The following is an 18,802-nucleotide window of genomic DNA, read 5'->3' as shown; positions in this document are numbered from 1 at the left end:
TGCTTGCGATGCTGATTACTTAATCCGCAAGCTCCAGCCCTTTTGTTTCTTTTCCAAGAATCAATACCCCCGCAGCCCCGATTAGAATGGTCACAAAGAACATCACGAAGATGAACTCAATGCTGGTCCCGTTCTGCTTCAGCACACCGACGAGAAGCGGCGCAATCACGCCGCCAATCCGTCCGAAGGACGTCGCCAGCCCAACCCCTGTTGAACGTACTTTCGTCGGGTAGAGCTCCGGACTGTAGGCATAGAGTCCGCCCCATGCCCCCAGATTGAAGAATGACAGGGAAATCCCCGCAGCAAGAAGTGATGCTTCCGTATTGGCATAGCCAAACCAGATTGCACTTAGAGCCGTAAGCACCAAGTATGTAACTAGAACAAACTTCCGTCCAAACTTCTCAATAAAGTAGGCGGCTGTAAAATATCCTGGCAATTGGGCAAGTGTCATGATCAGCACGTACTGAAAGCTCCTGACCAGACTGAAGCCTTTGTCCACCATAACCGTCGGAAGCCACAGAAACATACCGTAATAGGAAAATACGACTGTAAACCACAGCACCCACAGCATAATGCTTGTACGCCGATGTTCGACCGACCAGACCGAGGCTACCCGCTGTCTTAAGGTCACCTTCGTGGCCATCTTTGCCTTCTGCTGTATATACCTTGGCGAATCCTCAATCGCACGCCGCAGATAGAGTGCATAGAAAGCAGGCAGAGCTCCAATCACAAAGGCTGCCCGCCAGCCGTAATCCGGTATGACAAAATAGGCGATAAGTGCGGATAAAATCCAGCCCGCTGCCCAGAAGCTCTCCAGCAATACAACCGCTCTTCCCCGTTCATTTGCCGGCATGCTTTCCGACACCAGGGTAGATGCAACCGGAAGCTCTCCGCCAAGTCCAAAGCCGGCGATAAAGCGCATAAAACACAACATAATAAAACCGGTAGCCAGCGCGGAAAGGCCGCTCGCTATCGAGAATATGAGCAGCGTCCAGAGCAGAATGTTCTTCCGTCCGTATTTGTCCGCCAAAAACCCAGCCATCGCCGCGCCAAATACCATTCCGATCGACGTTGTACTCGTCAGGATTCCAACCTGCTGCGAGCTTAGCGACCATTCGGTTGCCAGCGCTGCGACAACAAACGAAATCATCCCGACATCCATCGCATCAAACATCCAGCTGAGTCCCGCGCTGAACAGTAGCTTGCGCCGCTTCGGCTCTTTTAATAATTGCATGTTGCCCATATTGACCGCCCCCTCTCCTATATCTTTCTATAATGTAGAGCGAACAATACGTCTGGTCAAGCTGGATTATGCCATCGGCAAGATCACAGAGATGGTTGTACCTACCTGAAGCTTGCTGGAAACATGAACCTCCCCCTTGTGATCCTCAATCATTTTTTTGCTGATCATGAATCCCAAGCCGTTCCCTTTCTCCTTGGTCGTAAAAAAGGGCTCACCCAGACGGGAGAGAATAGACTCGGGAATCCCGTAGCCATTGTCAATGAAATGGATGGCGATGGTATGGCCTTCGCCTCTTCCCAGCCGAATGGTCAGCTCCCCGCCATCTGGCATGGACTCCACCGCATTTTTGATAAAATTAATAAACACCTGCTTCAGATGGTTCACATCGCAATCCACGCTGGCCTCGTGCGCTCCGAAATCCGTGATGATCTCAACGTTATGTATAATAGCCTGTGTATTCAAGAGTGTTATCACCTGCTCCAGGAGCTGCCGGATATCCGTACGTTCGAATTTCACACTCTGCGGCTTTGCCAGGAACAGAAGCTCGCTGACAATCAGCTCAATCCGTTCGATCTCTGAAGAGATAATATCGAAATATTGATCCTTCCGACCTGCACCGGATCGAATTAATTGGACAAATCCTTTGATGGAGGTCATCGGATTTCGGATTTCGTGGGCGATACCTGCCGCAAGCTGCCCGGCCATCGACAACTTATCGGACTGAATCAGCCTCTCCTCTTCCTGATGGGCGGCTCGCTTTAAATCGGTGATATCCGTAAAGTGAGCTATGTAGCCGAGCGTTCTTCCATCTCTGCTATGGGCTATGCTTAACCTGCAGGATACCCACTTGATATCGCCTTGTTTATGTAACAACCTCTTCTCCATTTGCAGGGAAAGGGCTTTACCCGACATTAATTTCTCCAGTCGTTCCCTGTCCTTATTCACGTCTTCCGGATAAATCCAATGATAATACGGATGGTACAGACATTCCTCCGCCTCATACCCTAATATGACACAAGCAGCGGGATTGATCTTGATAATGCTCCCCTCAGAATCGATGAATACCGTTCCGATCGGCGCAACTTCAACCGCCTGAACCATAAAATCATAGTTGAGACATTCACTATTCATCATCGTGGAGATCCTCCTTGTCCTTCGTTGTTCAAATCGTTTTACATATTTCGAGATATAGGTTTGCTTCTCCTCTCCTCTTCTCTATATTAGAAAATATAAATAAAGCAAACCAAAGGATAATTTGGACATAAGGCGAATATATTGTTATGGAGTTTCTAATATATGGTGTCAATACCAGAGCTATTCTAGTGAAACTGAGAGAAAATGGTATTTTTTGACTTGAACGCCATCGCTTTTTCGTTTATTGTGAAAGAAAGCAAGTCATTTACAATTGCTAGTCGTTAGGACCGTTAACAAAGGAGTTTGCGAGTATGTACACGGAACAAGATATTTGGATTGTGCTTACAGGCACGGGCACCTGGTTCAGCAGAATGATCCAATATTTCACGAAGGCCCCACTAAACCATGCATCCATTGCGTTTGATTCCGAATTACGCGAAGTGTACAGCTTTGGCCGAAAGAAGGCAAACAATCCGTTTGATGGCGGTTTGGTTCGCGAGAATTTGCGCGCTCCATTCTTCTACACCTCGGAATGCGCCGTTTACCGCTGCCGCGTCAGTAATGAGGACTATCAACGCATGCACAATCTTGTCAAAGAGATGATGCGTGATCAGAACCGCTACAAATATAATCTGCTAGGGCTGCTGGGTATATTGTTTCGGATTCATATTGATCGTGATGATGCTTTCTTCTGCTCTCACTTTGTCGCTACCGTTCTCGAGCAAGCAGGCCTGCGGCCTGTGAACAAACCTTGTCACTTGGTAACGCCAGAAGATTTCGCCCATTCACCGCAGTTGAATGAAATCTATCACGGTCCTCTTCATGGTTATCTTGCTCAAGACATGACCTCCCCGCTGTCCCCGACGCCGACCTTTGCTCCTGCAACAACCAAAGGCAGAGGCAAGTTCTTCCGAATCGGGAAAACGGGTTAATACCGAAATGTTTAGCTATGATATAAATAGGAACCTATAACATCTTGGAAAAAAAGCAGCCGGGCGATCGCCCGGCTGCTTCTTTATATGTTCTTCACGGGATTTCCCCCGACGTCGTGCTCAGGTTTAGGCTGATGGAGTCTGATCCGAGGTTTGATCCAGAACAACTGGTGTCTTCTCCACGACAGTTAAATTCGCTTCAGCCAGCTTCTGCTGCTCCATTTTCTTGCGCTTGCGTTTACGGTTGAAATACACGCCGACTAACAGAAGCGGAACGGCAATAAGCGCGATATACAAGGATACGTCCTTAACCATACCTTCGGCTGCGTTGCCATACAGGTAAAACAAAGTACCTACCACATAAAACTTGGTGGCTCTGCCAATCGCAGCATACGCCAGGAGCCTCCATAACGGGAAGTTCAAACAACCTGAAAGGATGGTGAACACCTTAAAGGGAACCGGCGTAAAGGAACCAATCAATATGGCCGCCTCGCCGTTTTTCTGAAACATGTTCGTTGCAGCGTCAATCCACTCTTTTTTCAAAATCTTGTATAATACCGACTTCCCAAGCAGCTTTCCGATTAAATAACCAAATGGTGTTCCCAGCAAGCACCCGATAAAACCATAAGTTGCAAGCCAAAGTGCATCCTGCGGATGAACAATACTTAGCGAAACTTGCAGAAAAAAGGCGGGTATCGGAAAAATTACAGCATCAGCAAATGAATGAATAAACAATCCCCATGGACCAAAACTCTTCAAAAAATCCAAAATGACCTGAAACATGTCTCAACCCCTAAATATTTTCTTCCTGTTTCTATCAGACCCTTTATAAATTATAGCACATAATTATACTGGAAAGGACCTAAGCCACTCCAGCCCTGCGGAAATACGTGAATAAAGAAGCATGCCTTTGCTCCTATATAGTATATGCATCGAATTCAGCTAACAACAAAAAAACCTTTCTTGCAGAAAGAAAGGTTTCTCGTCACATTGTGCAAGCCGGAATCAAAAATGAATAAGCTTGCAAAAAAATGTATTTTGTTTAATTTGCAGAAATACTGCGATGTGCCGAATGTCTTGTCGGACCCACAAAATCATTCAGCGGGAAGCCGTTTGAAATCGCCTGCGTGATGAAGGCCTTCGCTTGCTGTACCGACTCGCGCACGGTCAATCCCTTGGCAAGATTCGCTGTAATGGATGCCGATGACGTACAGCCTGCACCGTGAGTATACTTCGTCACGATGGTATCGGCCTCAAACCATTCAAAGTTCTTTCCATCATAGAGCAGGTCCATCGCTTTTCCTTCGCGAATTTTGCCTCTATCCTTAATCAGCACATTCTTCGCGCCGCGCTCGTGAATGATGGCGGCAGCTTCCTGCATCTGATCCAGGGACGTGATCGGACCGGATTTCGCCAATTGGGACGCTTCGAACAGATTTGGCGTTACCAGATCGGCACGCGGAAGAAGGAATTCCAGCATCGCTTCCGTATTTTCCGGCTGCAGCACCTCATCTGTTCCCTTGCATACCATGACCGGATCGATGACAATCCGTTTCAAGTCATAGCGATCGATATATTGGGAGACAAGTTCAATAATCTCAACAGAGCCGAGCATTCCGGTCTTCATTGCATCAATGCCGATGCCTTCAAGCACTGTTTTCAGCTGTGTTTCCACGATATCGAGCGCCACCGGGAAAACCTGATGATCCCATGTTTTCGGTTCCATGCAGACAATGGTGGTGAGAGCGGTCATACCGTATACGTCAAATTCCTGAAACGTCTTCAGATCGGCCTGGATGCCAGCACCGCCGCTCGTATCCGAGCCCGCTACTGTTAGTGCTTTACGTATCGTCATGTTCCATGTTCCCTTCGCTTGTAAAATGATGATTCTATTATATGAAAAGATCTTATTGGCGTCTATTCGCAGATGCTGACGAATTCTGAAAGATGCTGCATCACTCCGCATGCGGATTGTTCTTCCGATCGCTGTTGCCCCCGGATTCCTGTTGAATCATGAATATATCGTTGGAATCCGGATGAGCCTATGCTTCCGATGCCAGCTTTCCTCTGGAAAGCTTTCAGGCGAACGCTTCGCTTCTCCAAAACAATTCCGCCTGCTCCGTTGGAGCAAGTCTTTAAACCTTTATAATCTTCTTGATGCTACAGATTCGTCAGGTCTCTGCATCACTCCACATACGGTTTGTTCTTCCGATCGCTGTTGCCCCCAGATTTCATTCTGAATCACGAATAAATCGTTGAAATCCGGATGAGCCTATGCTTCCGATGCCAGCTTTCCTCTGGAAAGCTTTCAGGCGAACGCTTCGCTTCTCCAGAACAATTCCGCCTGCTCCGTTGGAGCATCGTGAGAGTTCTCGCAGCTTGTACATCTCCCCCACTCCCGCTAGGCATTAGCCCTATGGAGTGGAGGAGAAACTTATTGTTCCGTCAGAATCACCGGGCCATCCTTCGTGATGGCCAGAGTATGCTCATATTGAGCTGACCATTTGCCGTCCACCGTTCTTGCCGTCCATCCGTCTGAGTCAATCTTGCATTGGTACGTTCCCAGATTAAGCATCGGCTCGATGGTAATGACCATGCCCTCTTTAAGCCGTGTCCCCCGATTGGGTGGGCCGTAATGCGGAACCTGCGGCTCCTCGTGCATGTTCTCGCCGATTGCGTGCCCTACGAAGTGGCGAACCACCGATAAATTTTGCGACTCTGCATAGGACTGAATGGCGTGAGAGATATCACCGATCCGATTGCCGACCACTGCCTGCTCAATCCCGAGATACAAGGATTTCTTGGTCACATCGAGCAGGTGCTGTGCTTCCTCAGATACGCTGCCTACCGGGTAAGACCAAGCGGAATCGGCAAGCCAGCCATCATACTTCACTACCATGTCAATGGTAACGATATCTCCGTCCTTTAACGGTTCATGGCTCGGGAAGCCATGGCAAATCACATCGTTGACCGACGCGCAGGTGGCAAAGGGATATCCGTGATATCCCTTCTGCTCCGGGGTCGCACCTCGCTCTGCCAGGAAACGCTCCACGAACTGGTCAATCTCCAGTGTTGTCACGCCCGGCTTAATCATCTGCGCAATTTGCCGATGACATTCGGCAAGAATGTCTCCAGCCTTATTCATCTTGGCGATTTGTTCTTGTGTTTTGAGGATTATCAATCCTGCTCACTCCTTTTTTCAAATGCTGTTATCTCCTATCCAAATCAAAAAGCCTTAGCTGGCTGGAGAGCCAAGGACAGGCACCTGCCCTCCATACTCCCCTGCCAATAAGGCTGATTCACAAGCACAAGATGTATCTGCTTTCTTCTTAAATCGTATATCCCAAAAAGAAAAGCTGAAGCGCCCTACATCATCTTATTCTACTCTTAAGCTAAGGTAACCTCAAACATTTCCGTTATGAATATCTGCCCTCCGATTTAAACGTAACAGGTACAAGAGCCGCTGCGTATACATTTTGTATTCTCGGGGGCAGCTTCAACTCTGCCGTAATCCAGGAGGTCATATGACTCTCTATAGCCATGAGCAGAATAAAAACAGGCATCCATTTTCCCCATTTAAAACTTCATTTAACCAAAACAATCGTTTCTCCTCATAAAACTAAAATATATATTAAGGATGCGCAGAAACGATAATTTTACACGCGAGATCACAAATCCTTTCTTTTTTCCTATGCTTTATTATATCAAATGGATCCAGGTACTTAGCTTTCCACTTGTTTCCGTTCCTCATCGGTCATATCGCTCTTCTCCTTGGACAGGAACCAGCCGAGAACCGCAATCAGGATCAGCACTCCCCAGAATACAAGCTTCCAGCCCGTGCTCTTCGGAAATGTCTTCTCCAGTACAGCGATATCAGGATGCGCGAGCGTATATACGGCCAGCTTAATCCCTACCCATCCTACGATCAGGAAAGCTGCCGTTTCCAAGCCGGGTCTTCTTACCAGCAGCCTTCCGAAATACGACGCCGCAAATCGCATGATGATGAGGCCGATGATTCCGCCTGTGAGAATAACCAGGAATTGTCCGCCGTCCATCCCCCCGATATTCGGCAGGTTGGTCTCTGGAAGCGTCAAGGCAAGCGCAACGGCTGCCAAAATCGCATCGACTGCAAAGGCAATATCCGCAAGCTCTACCTTCAATACGGTAACCCAGAATTTTTCGGTCTTCGTCTCAGCTTCCTTCAGATGTTTCTTCTTCTTCACAAAGAACTGTTTAACGATATGATTGATACTGATATACAACAGGTAGAAGGCTCCGATCGCCTGTACGTACCAGACATCTGCCAGGAACGAAATAATGAATAGCGAGGCAAAACGGAATACAAAAGCTCCTGCCAATCCGTAAAACAACGCCTTCTTCCGCTTATCCTCCGGCAAATGTTTGACCATGATGGACATGACAAGTGCATTATCGGCTGCGAGGATACCCTCGAGTCCAATCAGCACAATCAGTACCCATCCATATTCAAGCAACAGTCCCATTTCCAAACGCAATCTCTCCTTCTTGTTATGAAATGTTCCGATTCCGTTTTAAAAAGGTTGAAGGAAACAAAAAAACCTTTATCCCGAAAATCGGCGATAAAGGTATCATACCCAGAAATAGCTCACAGGAATAACAACCTTTACCGAATCGGCAAAGGTCTCGCAAACAACTTTCGTTGCCAACAAAGCCGGAGACACGTTACGTGTCACGAATTGACGACTTTGCTGAGGTTGCTACTCCCCTTTACTTGAATAAATGGATTATAGCATGGCTGTATAATGGCGCCAATAGATTTCCGAAAATTTTACATTCCGTTTACACTTCTCTTTTCTTCCTCCAGGCATAGACCAACAGTACAACTGCGAGAACGACTGCAGCTCCCCACAAGAAAGGCTGCAGTAACGGCGACTGACCTGCCCCCTGATCTTCGCTTGCAGGGACTTCCTCGGGAAGGGCGTTCTCCCCTGTATCCCCTGATTTAGGTATTTCTTGTGGAGAATACCCCTTGCCAAGCTCGGTTAGTTCCTTACCTGCCGCAGAGAGGAGCTTCGTTCCGTCGCACAGCCCTGTTTGCAGCTGACCGGAGCGTGCATAACCGAACACCAAAAATTCACTTCCCACCGCAAACTGATCATAACCACAGCTGGCTGAAGACATCGCCGTTGTAAGCTCCGTCTTAAGTGGCAACTCCCCTTTCCATACCTCAGTTACCTCAAACGTCACAACGACCGGATCTGTAGAGGACATCACCAGCTTTGGCTTCGGGCCAACCATCTTTGTCACTTTGCCAGCAAATACAGCAGCGCTCCGTTCCAAGCCTTCCGGAACCGTAGGCGGTCCAGCGCAAGAACAGGCGAATACATCCGTTGGTTTTACAGCATATACACTCACAAGCAGCAGCAAACAGCTAAGCAGGATCATGACCGTGAAATTTCTCATAAAGGATCACCTCAATCCCTAGACGTCTCTCTCCTCTAAAATGTTCCCGTTGATCTATAAAAGGAAGGACGATCCGGCAAGAGATTTATAGGTCGCATCATACAGGCTGTTTACTGGCTACCATCAAATAGTGTCGTTCTGTTGGGTACTCGATGTTCTCCACCTTCAGCCCCGCTTGCTCCAACAGGTTCTTCATGACATACGGGTCGATCCGGTTCGGACGAGGAACCCGCTGCTCCGATGGATCCTCCTGCCATTCCAGGCATAAGCAGCGTCCGCCCGGGCGCAAGACTCGTGCAATCTGTTGAATGGACTCCTCCAGTTCATCCGTGATGTGAAGAATGAGGGAAGCGATGACACGATCCATCGTTCCCTCTTGGAACGGTAGCTTTTCCACGATCCCTTCCATGACGTTGACATTCGTTAACCCCTGCTCCCGTACACGATCCCGCATCATTTGCAGCATGGCTGGCTCGGTATCCAGAGCATATACGGTGCCTGTCGTTAGCGCAGCGGCCGGTATGGAAAAATATCCGGTGCCTGCTCCAATATCCAGCACATCCACCTCTCCACTCACCTGCAGCCTCTCAAGCAGCGAAGATGCGGGCAGCTCCCTCTTTCTTTCCGGACTTTCCAATCGGTCTATGAGTGTCTTATCAAAGCTTTCCTTCATCTTGTTGTTTCCCTCCTTGTATCATTGCATTTCATATGTAAGCACATAAATACAAATTCTGTAGGTGACATAGAGTCCACCCTTCCTGTGGCTACCATATCGTCTTCCTGAGGTTACCATACCGTTGTTCGTTGATGATGTAAACCGGTTATGCCCAAAACGAAAAGGGCATCCCCATGATCATTATTGATCACGGGGACACCCATTCGTGCAATTAATCGAGTTGATCCTCCATTCGTACCTGCTTTGCCAGGAAATCTGCGAGATGAACGGCCTCTACGCCATTTTGCAAACCGGCACGCTCGATACCCCACTTCATTTGCAGCAGGCAGCCCGGATTAGAAGTCACAATGACCTTGGCCCCGGTAGCTTCCACATGCTCCATCTTATGGTCCAGCAGCGTTGTCGACATTTCCGTCTGGGTCAGGTTATATATGCCAGCGGAACCGCAGCATACCTCTGCCCCCTGAAGCTCGCACAATTGCACGCCCGGAAGCTGCGACATCAGCTGGCGCGGCTCTTCCTGCACCCTCATCACGTTGCGCAGGTGACAGGAATCCTGATAGGTGACGGCAACCGCCGCATCGTCCTTCCCGGCTTCCGCATGGATCGGCTCAAGCGGCCTGCCCAGGTTGTGCAGCAGCTCGGAGATATCCTTCACCTGATCTGCAAAACGGACCGCCGCTTGCGAAAGACGCTCATCCGGTTCCGCACGCATCAGATGATCGTATTCCTTCAGCAAGGCACCGCATCCCCCCGCATTGCTTGCGATATAATCGACGTTCGCTTCCCCGAAAGCCCAAATATTTCGACCGGCCAGCTGCTTGGCATCACCCATCTCACCCGCATGGGCATGCAGTGCTCCGCAGCACACCTGCTCCTCCGGTATGACGATTTCGAACCCGGCCTGACGGAGCAGTCGCACGGTATTTACGTTCGTAGGTGCAAACATAACATCCATAATGCAGCCCCGGAACATGCCCACCCGGCCAACCGTATCTCCTGCCGCTGGAATAACCATAAGCCCTGAACCACTGTCAGTCGTTTCACGCCGGTAAGGAAAGCCCGCCTTGCTCCACAGCTCTTCCAGGCCATCGCCCGATACATCAGGCAGTGCCTGCTCAAGCTGCTGAAGATGGTCGGGAAACAGCTTCATGGCCCCTGAGTTTCGGGCAAACTTCTGCAGCCCTGATTTCTGATAGAAGGAAAGCGTCTTGCCAATCAGCTTCAGCCTTCTGCGATGCGGGAACACCCCTTGCAGGAAGGTCTTGCGGACGATTCGCACAGGCATCGAATACGGCTTCTCCGCAGCAATGGCAGCCCGGGTCTGCTCGATCAATTGGCCGTACTTCACGTCCGAAGGACAAGCTGGCTCACAGGCTCTGCAGCCCAGACACAGATCCATCTGGCTACGGAAGCTTTCATCCGGCTCCATCAAGCCATCAACAACGGCTTTCATAAGTGCAATCCGCCCACGGGGGGAGGCCGCCTCAAGTCCCGTCTCGATGAATGTTGGGCAAGCGGTCTGGCAAAATCCGCAGCGCATACAGTTTGTCAGCTGATCCTCATCCAGCGTCAGCTTCAGCGACTGGGCCAGCTTCTCATGGGTTGAATTCATGCGCTCTCGCTCCCCTCACGGTGTTTGAATCTCCTCATCCTGCGTTGTCGTCCGTTCTACAGCTTCCGTTCGATCCTGATAAATGATCCGCTTTCTCGTTTCCGCGAACAGCTTGCCCGGGTTCATGATCTGATGCGGGTCGATCGCATCCTTGATGGATTTCATCATCTTGATGCCGGCTTCGCCCACCTTCCATTCCAAGTAAGGTGCCTTCACGATCCCAACGCCATGCTCCCCGGTAATCGTGCCGCCCATCGCAATGGCCACTTCAAAGATTTCGGCGAAGGCCTGTTCCACGCGGTGAATCTCTTCCGGATCCCGTGCATCCGTCATCGCGGTCGGATGCAGATTGCCATCCCCGGCATGACCGAATGTGCAGATCTGCACATCATATTTCTGAGCGATTCGCTGAACCTCAAGCACCATATCCGCAATCTTCGAACGGGGAACCGTAGCATCCTCCAATATCGTTGTGGGCCGCAGACGGGATAGCGCTGCGAGCGCACTCCGTCTGGCTTCCATCACCTTCGCCCCTTCCTCCGGAGTCTTGGCGATATTCAGCTGCACCGCACCCGATGCAAGACATATTTCCTCCAGCTGCTTCAAATCCCGCTCCACATCATCGGCGTTGCCATCCTGTTCGATAGCCAGCATCGCTTTAGCGTGAACCGGCAGTCCGATTTTGGCAAAATCCTCGACCACCTGAAGTGTGGGCTGATCCATAAATTCCAGCGTACACGGAAAAATATGATGGGCTATAATGTTCGAAACCGTTCGGGCAGCCGCATGGAGGTCATCATAAACGGCGACCATCGCTTTCCTGTAAGAAGGCTTCGGAATTAATTTAACCGTTGCTTCTGTGAGTATGGCTAACGTTCCGCCCGATCCTACCAATAGTCGGGTCAGATCGTACCCTGCCGCATCCTTCACCAGCTTGCCGCCTGTACGCAGGATGCTGCCGTCCGGCAATACAGCCTCCAACCCCAGGACATAATCCTTGGTTGTGCCGTACTTCAAACCACGCAGTCCACCAGCCCCCAGGGCAATATTGCCGCCCATCGTACAGATGATCATACTGCTTGGATCCGGCGGGTAGAACAACCCGGTCCGTTCAACCGCCAGATGAAACTGCTTTGTATTCAGACCGGTCTGGAAGGTCGCGGTCAGATTATCCGAATCGATCTCCAGCAGCTTGTTCATTCGAGTCATGACCACCACCAGCCCGCCCTGAAGCGGAATGGTGCCGCCGCACAGATTGCTGCCTGCACCTCGTGTAATGACGGGTATCCGATGCTTTGAACAAATTTTGACGATGTCGGATACCTGCTGCGTGCTTTCGGGAAAAATCACCCCGTCCGGCATCGCTTGATATAGCGGGGTAGCATCATAACTGTAAGAAACCAGGCTTTCCGGATCGTCCTTGAACCACTCCCCGCCAACCACTTTGATCAACAACTCGCGAATAACCGATTCCAGCACATTTCATTCCCCCTCCCATTACGGGCTTTACTACGATAAATTCCCCTTGCTTCTCACGAAGTTAAATACGCTTTCCGTCCTGATGCTTGAATATCAATTATAGGAACGGCATCGAGCCCATCGTCCCTCTTCCTAAGCTAGAGAAATTCAGGCTTGCTTCTCCCACTAGGGCAGCGCCAGCTTTCCCATCACGGTTGGGCGAAACGCTCCAGTAGCTGCAGGCAGATTGTTGGGAACGCCGAGCATGAAATCATTGCCAAGCAGCGCAAAGATCACGGCTTCCTTGGCATCGTCATCAAACCCCAGCGTTCTGGAGGTCATCACCTTCTGCCCCGGCAATAACTCGCCTAACATGGAGAGCAAGGTCTTGTTGTGGGCTCCTCCACCGGTCACAATCACTTCATCGATCCCGTGACGGGGAAAAACATAGTTCTCATAGCTGTCAGCAATGGAATGAGCTGTAAAAGCCGTTGCCGTTGCCATTGCGTCCTCGTCCGACAGCTTGCGCAGCTTGGCTTGTTCCAGGAACGAAACCGCATAACTGTGGCCGAACAACTCCCTCCCCGTTGATTTGGGCGGCGGGGTGCCGAAGTAAGAATGGGCCAGCATTTCGTCCAACAAAACGCGGTCCGGCTTGCCTTGGGCAGCCCAATTACCTCCGTCGTCATACAACAACCGCCCTCCGGACAGGATGTGGGCCACAGCGTCTATAACCATATTGCCGGGTCCGGTATCAAAGGCCAGCACATCCGAAGGATCCGCCCCTGCGGGCAGCGCCGTACAATTGCCGATCCCGCCGATGTTTTGCAGCAGCCTTCCACGCTCCGGGTGACGGAATAATATCCAATCCCCATACGGAGCAAACGGTGCGCCTTGGCCCCCGACCGCCATGTCCGCGGGACGAAAGTCCCCGACCACGAGCTTGCCGGTATGCTTGGCAATAGCAGAGATATCGCCGATCTGCAAAGTCGACGCGACAGCATACGGGTCGCCTTGTTCCGGTACCGGCTGATGCCAGATGGTCTGTCCGTGAGAGCTGACCAGATCCACTTCATCGACATGCATGCCCGCATCGGCAACCGCTTCCAGAACAGCCGCTCCGAACTGATAACCGAGGAACGCATTCATATTGCATATTAGAGCACTGTTCGAATTCGCTTCCACGCACAAATCACGCAGCCGCTGACGAAGCTCCGGCTCATATGCCTTACTGTAGTAATGCAAGAGCTCAACCGAGGCTGCAAGGCCGCTTCCCTTTATGTGGACAATCGCAGCATCGATGCCATCCAGCGAAGTGCCGGACATCAAGCCGACCACAACGGTCGGCCTTCCATCCTTCCATGGTGAGAACATCATCGTCTACGCCTCCCCATACAGCAGGTAAGGAGCCCTCATCGTTCTCCACTGTTCCGATTCCCGGGCCCACTGCGCAGCAATACGCTGAAGTCCGGCTTCTTCATGGATGTGCCTTCGGACATCCTCGCTTCCTGTGAGCAAATCAATAAAATATCGATTGCGTCCTGCCGGCGGAGTAAGCCACTGGAACTCCTCCGGGTACATCCGGCTGACCAGATGCAGAAGCGTAAGCCCAGTACGTACAGCCTCCACTTCAGATGGCTTCGTCATGAACAGCATCACGCCTCCACATCCTTCACCCTGATGCTTCGAGAAGGTTGGTGTCATGAACATGGGATGGGCATGGATGCCTGGAAGTCGATAGGCGTTAAACGCCTTGGCCAGCTCCTCGCCGTCGATCCACGGAGCACCGATCCATTCAAATGGCCGGGTCGTGCCTCTGCCTTCCGAAAGATTGGTCCCTTCGAAGAAGCAGGTTCCGCTGTAGAGGCGAACCGTATCCATCGTGGGAATGTTCGGGGAAGGCAGCACCCACGGAAGCCCCGTCTCGGTGTAGTCCATCCTGCGGGTCCAACCTTCCAGCCCAATGACATCCAGATCACAGCCGGTTCCCCGCATCTCGTTAGCCATACGCGCAAATTCACCGATGGTCATCCCGGTGCAAATCGGTATCTGCCATCCGCCCACCATCGATTCGTATCCCGGCTGCAGCAAGCCGCCTTCACAGCGTTCCCCGCCGAGCGGATTCAGCCGGTCCAGAACGAGCAGACTCTTGCCATGTTCGGCGCATGCCTCCATGACATACAGCAGGGTGGTCATATAGGTGTAGAAACGCACACCGAGGTCCTGAATATCGAAGATGACGGTATCGACATTCTTCAGCATATCGGCATCCGGCTTACGCCGGGAGCCGTACAGGCTGTACACAGGAACACCGAATACCGGATCTACTTCATCGTCCACGTGTTTGCCTGCCTGAAGCTGACCGCGCAGCCCATGCTCACAAGCAAACAAAGCCGTCAATTCCGAATTCGGCAAGCCTGCAATCACCTCAATAGATGAACGAAAATCCGACGTGAGCCCCGTCGGATTCGTGATGACGCCAAGGCGACAGCCTGTGATTTTCTCATGCGATAATCCCGGCAGGACATCAATTCCGCTCCGCATGTTACCCCTCATCATACGCTTACACCTCTCGCTTCCGAGGCTGCAATACCGTCTTCTGCCGGCTTGGCCTCTTCCGGATTCAGTACATTATACGTAACCTTATGCTGGTATATCGCCCACATGCCGTTAAAGAGGAATCCAAAACCAACCACGGTAAGGACCAGTGGAATCGCAACGCAGAAGGCTTGAAAGCTTGCTCCAAGCGTATAGGCCGGAAACTTCAGGAACAACTTGACGCTGTAGGCCATCGCTTTAAAAATGCCCATCCCTTCCTGAATGACAAGCTGAAAGGTGTAGAATTGGGAGATGAGCGCCATAATGACAAAATAGGTCTGGAATACACCGATCGCGAGATAGCCGATTCCCTCTTTGCCTCCGTAATACCACCAGGTGGACCACAGAATCAGTGCCATCACTACGAAGAAGAAGCCCATAACCACAGCAGGCCCGAGGCCTTTAAGCGCGCCTTGGAACACGTCCTTGAGCCTGGACTTGCCCCGTTCCGTCTTGCGATGGTAAGCATAACAAACCCCGTAGAACAACGGCATATACAGCACCGGCAGCAGCAGTAGCGCCGCCATCAGCGGCACAAACATCACGACAACCACGAGGATCAGCGAGGTTATCATGCTGTATAAGGCCACCGCCGTAATTTCGCGGTAAACCTCAACCCCTGTCTTTTTCAACACATCATTCAGCTTGCGCATAGATTTCCTCTCCTCTTCGTCGTTGTTTACCAATCAATACGCTGTTCCGTCTCAGGATCGAAGAAATGCACTTTATCAAAATTGAAAATGAATGTTTTCTCCATGCCCGGATAACCTGTCGTTTCGGGATGAACCTTCGCGGTAACGGTCCGGTTGCCAACTCGGAAATACACCAGATTCTCCGAGCCCAGATGTTCAACGACCTGTACCTTGGTTGAATACGTATAGTCCAGATTCGAGATGACCGGTATATCCTCACCCGTAATATGCTCGGGACGCATGCCCAGAATGAGATGCTCATTCTCGTATTTGCTCAGCGCAGCCGCCATGGAATCGGGAATGACAAATTCGCCGCCCTCCATCCGAAGCACGTTTCCTTCCTTATGCACATCGATAAAGTTCATCGGCGGAGATCCGATAAAACCGGCAACAAACATGTTTTGCGGATTCGCATACAGCTCCGTCGGTGATGCAATCTGCTGAATAATCCCGTTGTTCATCACGACAATCCGCTCGCCGAGTGTCATCGCTTCAACCTGATCATGCGTTACGTATACAATGGTTGCCTCAAGACGTTTATGCAGCTCGGACAGCTCCACGCGCATCTGCACGCGAAGCTTCGCATCCAGGTTCGAGAGCGGCTCATCAAACAGGAACACCTGCGGATCGCGTACAATCGCCCGGCCCACCGCAACGCGCTGACGCTGTCCACCGGACAGCTCGCGCGGCTTCCGATCAATCATCGACTCCAGGCCGAGAATGGAGGCGGCCTGTGATACCTTTTGCTCAATATATTCTTTAGGTTTCTTCAGATTCTTCAAACCGAAGGAGAGATTCTCGCGAATTGTCATATGGGGATACAGGGCGTAATCCTGGAACACCATGGCGATATCCCGGTCTTTCGGATGGAGATTGTTTACCACCCGGTCGCCGATGAGGATATCACCGGAAGTTTGACGCTCAAGCCCGGCAATCATGCGCAGCGAAGTGGTTTTGCCGCAGCCGGAAGGACCGACAAATACCACAAACTCTTTATCATGAATTACAAAGTCCGACCCCGCTACAGCGGTAAAGGTCCCTTTGTTGTCGTCTACAAATTCTTTTCGTATATTACGGAATTCTACGCGTGCCATAACTTTGCCTCCTTCTAGCCTTTAACGGCTCCAATGGTGATGCCTTGCAGGAAATAGCGCTGAAGCGAGAAGAACAGGATCATCATCGGCAGTGCCGCGACGGTGGCTCCAGCCATAAGTGCGCCGAAATCGGTTGTGTCCGCATAGACGAAGGAAGCAAGACCTACCTGAATGGTCCTCATTTCCGCCGAATTGGTCACGAGGAAGGGCCAGAAGAAATCGTTCCATGATGCAACGAACGTGAAGATAGCGAGTACGGCGAGACCCGGTTTAGCCATAGGAAGAATGACTTTCCAAAAGATACCGAACTCTCCGCAAGCATCGATCCGCGCTGCATGAATCAAGGAGGTGGGCAGCGACGACATGTACTGCTTCATCAAGAAAATGTTGCCCACACTTACGATTCCGGGGAGCAGAATGGCCGTATATGTATTCCCGAGATCAAATACGTCAATCATCAAAATATAGAGCGGAATCAGCGTAACTTGTGCCGGAATCATCATGGTGCTGAGCAAAACCCAGAATACCGCTTTGTTCCCCGGGAACTTCAGCTTCGCAAAGGCATACCCTGCGAGCGATGCGAGAAACACGTTGGTCACCGTCAGGATGGTGGAGATTAATAAGGAGTTAAAGAGCCACCTCATTACGTTGGTTTTGCCGAAAAAACGCTCATATGGGGCTACGGACAGCACGTCCGGGATCATTTTGGGAATAAACGAAGCGGCCGACTTGGTGTCCTGTACAGAGCCAATCAACATCCAGTACATCGGAATGATCGTCAGAACGCTCCATACCACCAGGATGACCGAAGCCACAATCAGCATGATCACTTTTGATCTTGATTTCATGGGTGCACCCCCTTTTAGCTTCAGTGATATACGTTAGTACTCTACGTCGGAAGAGAAATATTTGAACTGAATGATGGAAATGACGATAATCAATGCAGCCAGTACAAAAGATTGCGCCGCCGCAAGCCCGAATTCGTAGAAATTAAACGCCGTGCTGTAAATCAGATAGGCGATGGTGGTCGTCGCAAAGTTCGGTCCGCCCTGTGTCATCAGATACACCGAGATAAACACCTGGAAGGACGTAATGACGCCCGTCACAAGCAGATACAGCGTGGTTGGTTTCATCAGTGGCCACGTAATGCGCCAGAATTTGGACCATCCGCTGGCATGGTCAATATCCGCGGCTTCATAGAGCGATTTGGGAATCCCGCCCATGGCGGCCAGATAGAGAATAATGCCTGCACCATGCGAACCGAGCCAGTTCATCAATATGAGCGAAAAGAGGGCGGTATCCGATTTGCCAAGCCATATGACAGGATCGAATCCGAACAATCCAATGAACCGATTCAAAAGCCCGGCATTCGTCGGATCGTAAATGGCAAGCCATACGACGGAGATCGTTACGCCGGAGGCTACGGCCGGCAAATACATCGTAGCCTTGAAGAACGTTTGCCATTTGTTCTTCATCTGGAAAATAAAAAAGGACAGACCATACGTGATAACAATGTTGACCGGAACCGTGCCGATCGTGAATAAGACCGTATTCCTCATGGATTTCCAGAACACTTCATCCTGTACCATCCGTGTGTAGTTATCCGTTCCAATCCATTCGGAGCCCATAACGCTGTATTCCTGGAAGCTCATCAGAAAGGCGGAAGCAACCGGGTATAGCGTAAATACCAAGAACAACAGTACTGGAGCCAGAATGAATAAATACGCCCATCCATATTCGCGCCAGTACCCCTTCATGGGGGGACGTGAAGGCCGGGCTTGCGCCGGGGCAGTCTGCATTTGATTTCCTCCTTTGCGCACAGGTGAAGTATGTTCATGAAGCCTTAATTCTTACAAAGCCTAGAGCGATTCGTTTAAAAAGGGAGTGACCCGATTTGTTCCTGCTAAGGACAACGGGA

The 18,802-nt window shown here is 50.7% G+C and carries 18 protein-coding genes; 1 reads left to right on the top strand and 17 read right to left on the bottom strand.

The window, feature by feature from the left end; all coding sequences use genetic code 11:
* Positions 1 to 19: 19 nt before the first annotated feature.
* On the bottom strand, positions 20 to 1,243 hold the full coding sequence (locus WDY75_RS04300; protein WP_040681059.1) for an MFS transporter: 1,224 nt from the start codon (positions 1,241 to 1,243) through the stop codon (positions 20 to 22).
* Between the two features lie 66 nt (positions 1,244 to 1,309).
* On the bottom strand, positions 1,310 to 2,377 hold the full coding sequence (locus WDY75_RS04295) for an ATP-binding protein (protein WP_063477801.1): 1,068 nt from the start codon (positions 2,375 to 2,377) through the stop codon (positions 1,310 to 1,312).
* Positions 2,378 to 2,688: 311 nt separating this feature from the next.
* Here WDY75_RS04295 and WDY75_RS04290 point away from each other — a divergent pair, with 311 nt between their 5' ends.
* Positions 2,689 to 3,309, top strand: coding sequence for a hypothetical protein (locus WDY75_RS04290; protein WP_063477802.1), 621 nt, complete (start codon positions 2,689 to 2,691; stop codon positions 3,307 to 3,309).
* A 126-nt stretch (positions 3,310 to 3,435) separates the two neighbouring features.
* On the opposite strand, the gene WDY75_RS04285 is transcribed toward WDY75_RS04290, so the two are convergent.
* From WDY75_RS04285 to WDY75_RS04215, 15 genes are all read right to left on the bottom strand, one after another.
* Positions 3,436 to 4,092, bottom strand: a complete 657-nt coding sequence (locus WDY75_RS04285) for a YqaA family protein (RefSeq protein ID WP_006212780.1) — start codon at positions 4,090 to 4,092, stop codon at positions 3,436 to 3,438.
* A 259-nt stretch (positions 4,093 to 4,351) separates the two neighbouring features.
* Positions 4,352 to 5,164: a pyridoxine/pyridoxal/pyridoxamine kinase gene (gene pdxK, locus WDY75_RS04280; protein WP_036643640.1), complete on the bottom strand. Its 813-nt coding sequence runs from the start codon at positions 5,162 to 5,164 to the stop codon at positions 4,352 to 4,354.
* A 376-nt stretch (positions 5,165 to 5,540) separates the two neighbouring features.
* A complete protein-coding gene (locus WDY75_RS04275; protein WP_156515023.1) occupies positions 5,541 to 5,696 on the bottom strand; it encodes a hypothetical protein in 156 nt (51 codons plus the stop codon).
* A gap of 47 nt (positions 5,697 to 5,743) precedes the next feature.
* Positions 5,744 to 6,490 carry a type I methionyl aminopeptidase gene (map, locus tag WDY75_RS04270; protein WP_006212783.1) on the bottom strand — a complete coding sequence of 249 codons (747 nt, stop codon included), beginning with the start codon at positions 6,488 to 6,490 and terminating at the stop codon, positions 5,744 to 5,746.
* A gap of 541 nt (positions 6,491 to 7,031) precedes the next feature.
* The gene (locus tag WDY75_RS04265) at positions 7,032 to 7,817 is read right to left on the bottom strand and encodes a TerC family protein (RefSeq protein ID WP_006212784.1); all 786 of its coding nucleotides are present in this window, start codon (positions 7,815 to 7,817) and stop codon (positions 7,032 to 7,034) included.
* A gap of 310 nt (positions 7,818 to 8,127) precedes the next feature.
* Positions 8,128 to 8,751: a hypothetical protein gene (locus WDY75_RS04260; protein WP_063477804.1), complete on the bottom strand. Its 624-nt coding sequence runs from the start codon at positions 8,749 to 8,751 to the stop codon at positions 8,128 to 8,130.
* A 97-nt stretch (positions 8,752 to 8,848) separates the two neighbouring features.
* Positions 8,849 to 9,424: a class I SAM-dependent methyltransferase gene (locus WDY75_RS04255; RefSeq protein ID WP_006212786.1), complete on the bottom strand. Its 576-nt coding sequence runs from the start codon at positions 9,422 to 9,424 to the stop codon at positions 8,849 to 8,851.
* A 214-nt stretch (positions 9,425 to 9,638) separates the two neighbouring features.
* Positions 9,639 to 11,042: a (Fe-S)-binding protein gene (locus WDY75_RS04250; RefSeq protein ID WP_063477805.1), complete on the bottom strand. Its 1,404-nt coding sequence runs from the start codon at positions 11,040 to 11,042 to the stop codon at positions 9,639 to 9,641.
* Between the two features lie 15 nt (positions 11,043 to 11,057).
* A complete protein-coding gene (locus tag WDY75_RS04245) occupies positions 11,058 to 12,521 on the bottom strand; it encodes an FAD-linked oxidase C-terminal domain-containing protein (RefSeq protein ID WP_063477806.1) in 1,464 nt (487 codons plus the stop codon).
* Between the two features lie 165 nt (positions 12,522 to 12,686).
* Positions 12,687 to 13,877, bottom strand: coding sequence for an anhydro-N-acetylmuramic acid kinase (locus WDY75_RS04240; RefSeq protein WP_063477807.1), 1,191 nt, complete (start codon positions 13,875 to 13,877; stop codon positions 12,687 to 12,689).
* Positions 13,878 to 13,880: 3 nt separating this feature from the next.
* Positions 13,881 to 15,059 carry a DUF1343 domain-containing protein gene (locus WDY75_RS04235; RefSeq protein ID WP_063477808.1) on the bottom strand — a complete coding sequence of 393 codons (1,179 nt, stop codon included), beginning with the start codon at positions 15,057 to 15,059 and terminating at the stop codon, positions 13,881 to 13,883.
* Positions 15,056 to 15,751 (bottom strand): hypothetical protein, encoded by a 696-nt coding sequence (locus WDY75_RS04230; protein ID WP_063477809.1) that lies wholly within the window; start codon positions 15,749 to 15,751, stop codon positions 15,056 to 15,058. Before WDY75_RS04230 ends, WDY75_RS04235 begins: the two co-directional genes overlap by 4 nt.
* 26 nt (positions 15,752 to 15,777) lie before the next feature.
* On the bottom strand, positions 15,778 to 16,884 hold the full coding sequence (locus tag WDY75_RS04225; RefSeq protein ID WP_006212794.1) for an ABC transporter ATP-binding protein: 1,107 nt from the start codon (positions 16,882 to 16,884) through the stop codon (positions 15,778 to 15,780).
* 14 nt (positions 16,885 to 16,898) lie between these two features.
* The gene (locus WDY75_RS04220) at positions 16,899 to 17,732 is read right to left on the bottom strand and encodes a carbohydrate ABC transporter permease (protein WP_006212795.1); all 834 of its coding nucleotides are present in this window, start codon (positions 17,730 to 17,732) and stop codon (positions 16,899 to 16,901) included.
* A gap of 33 nt (positions 17,733 to 17,765) precedes the next feature.
* Positions 17,766 to 18,683, bottom strand: a complete 918-nt coding sequence (locus WDY75_RS04215) for a carbohydrate ABC transporter permease (RefSeq protein ID WP_006212796.1) — start codon at positions 18,681 to 18,683, stop codon at positions 17,766 to 17,768.
* Between the last annotated feature and the right edge of the window lie 119 nt (positions 18,684 to 18,802).

The organism is Paenibacillus glucanolyticus, from assembly GCF_037333485.1.
GTDB classification, from domain to species: domain Bacteria; phylum Bacillota; class Bacilli; order Paenibacillales; family Paenibacillaceae; genus Paenibacillus_AQ; species Paenibacillus_AQ glucanolyticus.
This window is presented reverse-complemented; position numbering and strand designations above follow the sequence as displayed.

Excerpts from the sequence above, each read along its gene's own strand:
- WDY75_RS04300 (WP_040681059.1), bottom strand. The coding sequence starts at position 1,243 with ATGGGCAACATGCAATTATTAAAAGAGCCGAAGCGGCGCAAGCTACTG.
- WDY75_RS04295 (WP_063477801.1), bottom strand. The coding sequence starts at position 2,377 with ATGATGAATAGTGAATGTCTCAACTATGATTTTATGGTTCAGGCGGTT.
- WDY75_RS04290 (WP_063477802.1), top strand. The coding sequence starts at position 2,689 with ATGTACACGGAACAAGATATTTGGATTGTGCTTACAGGCACGGGCACC.
- WDY75_RS04285 (WP_006212780.1), bottom strand. The coding sequence starts at position 4,092 with ATGTTTCAGGTCATTTTGGATTTTTTGAAGAGTTTTGGTCCATGGGGA.
- pdxK (WP_036643640.1), bottom strand. The coding sequence starts at position 5,164 with ATGACGATACGTAAAGCACTAACAGTAGCGGGCTCGGATACGAGCGGC.
- WDY75_RS04275 (WP_156515023.1), bottom strand. The coding sequence starts at position 5,696 with ATGTACAAGCTGCGAGAACTCTCACGATGCTCCAACGGAGCAGGCGGA.
- WDY75_RS04260 (WP_063477804.1), bottom strand. The coding sequence starts at position 8,751 with ATGAGAAATTTCACGGTCATGATCCTGCTTAGCTGTTTGCTGCTGCTT.
- WDY75_RS04255 (WP_006212786.1), bottom strand. The coding sequence starts at position 9,424 with ATGAAGGAAAGCTTTGATAAGACACTCATAGACCGATTGGAAAGTCCG.
- WDY75_RS04250 (WP_063477805.1), bottom strand. The coding sequence starts at position 11,042 with ATGAATTCAACCCATGAGAAGCTGGCCCAGTCGCTGAAGCTGACGCTG.
- WDY75_RS04240 (WP_063477807.1), bottom strand. The coding sequence starts at position 13,877 with ATGATGTTCTCACCATGGAAGGATGGAAGGCCGACCGTTGTGGTCGGC.
- WDY75_RS04235 (WP_063477808.1), bottom strand. The coding sequence starts at position 15,059 with ATGATGAGGGGTAACATGCGGAGCGGAATTGATGTCCTGCCGGGATTA.
- WDY75_RS04230 (WP_063477809.1), bottom strand. The coding sequence starts at position 15,751 with ATGCGCAAGCTGAATGATGTGTTGAAAAAGACAGGGGTTGAGGTTTAC.
- WDY75_RS04225 (WP_006212794.1), bottom strand. The coding sequence starts at position 16,884 with ATGGCACGCGTAGAATTCCGTAATATACGAAAAGAATTTGTAGACGAC.
- WDY75_RS04220 (WP_006212795.1), bottom strand. The coding sequence starts at position 17,732 with ATGAAATCAAGATCAAAAGTGATCATGCTGATTGTGGCTTCGGTCATC.
- WDY75_RS04215 (WP_006212796.1), bottom strand. The coding sequence starts at position 18,683 with ATGCAGACTGCCCCGGCGCAAGCCCGGCCTTCACGTCCCCCCATGAAG.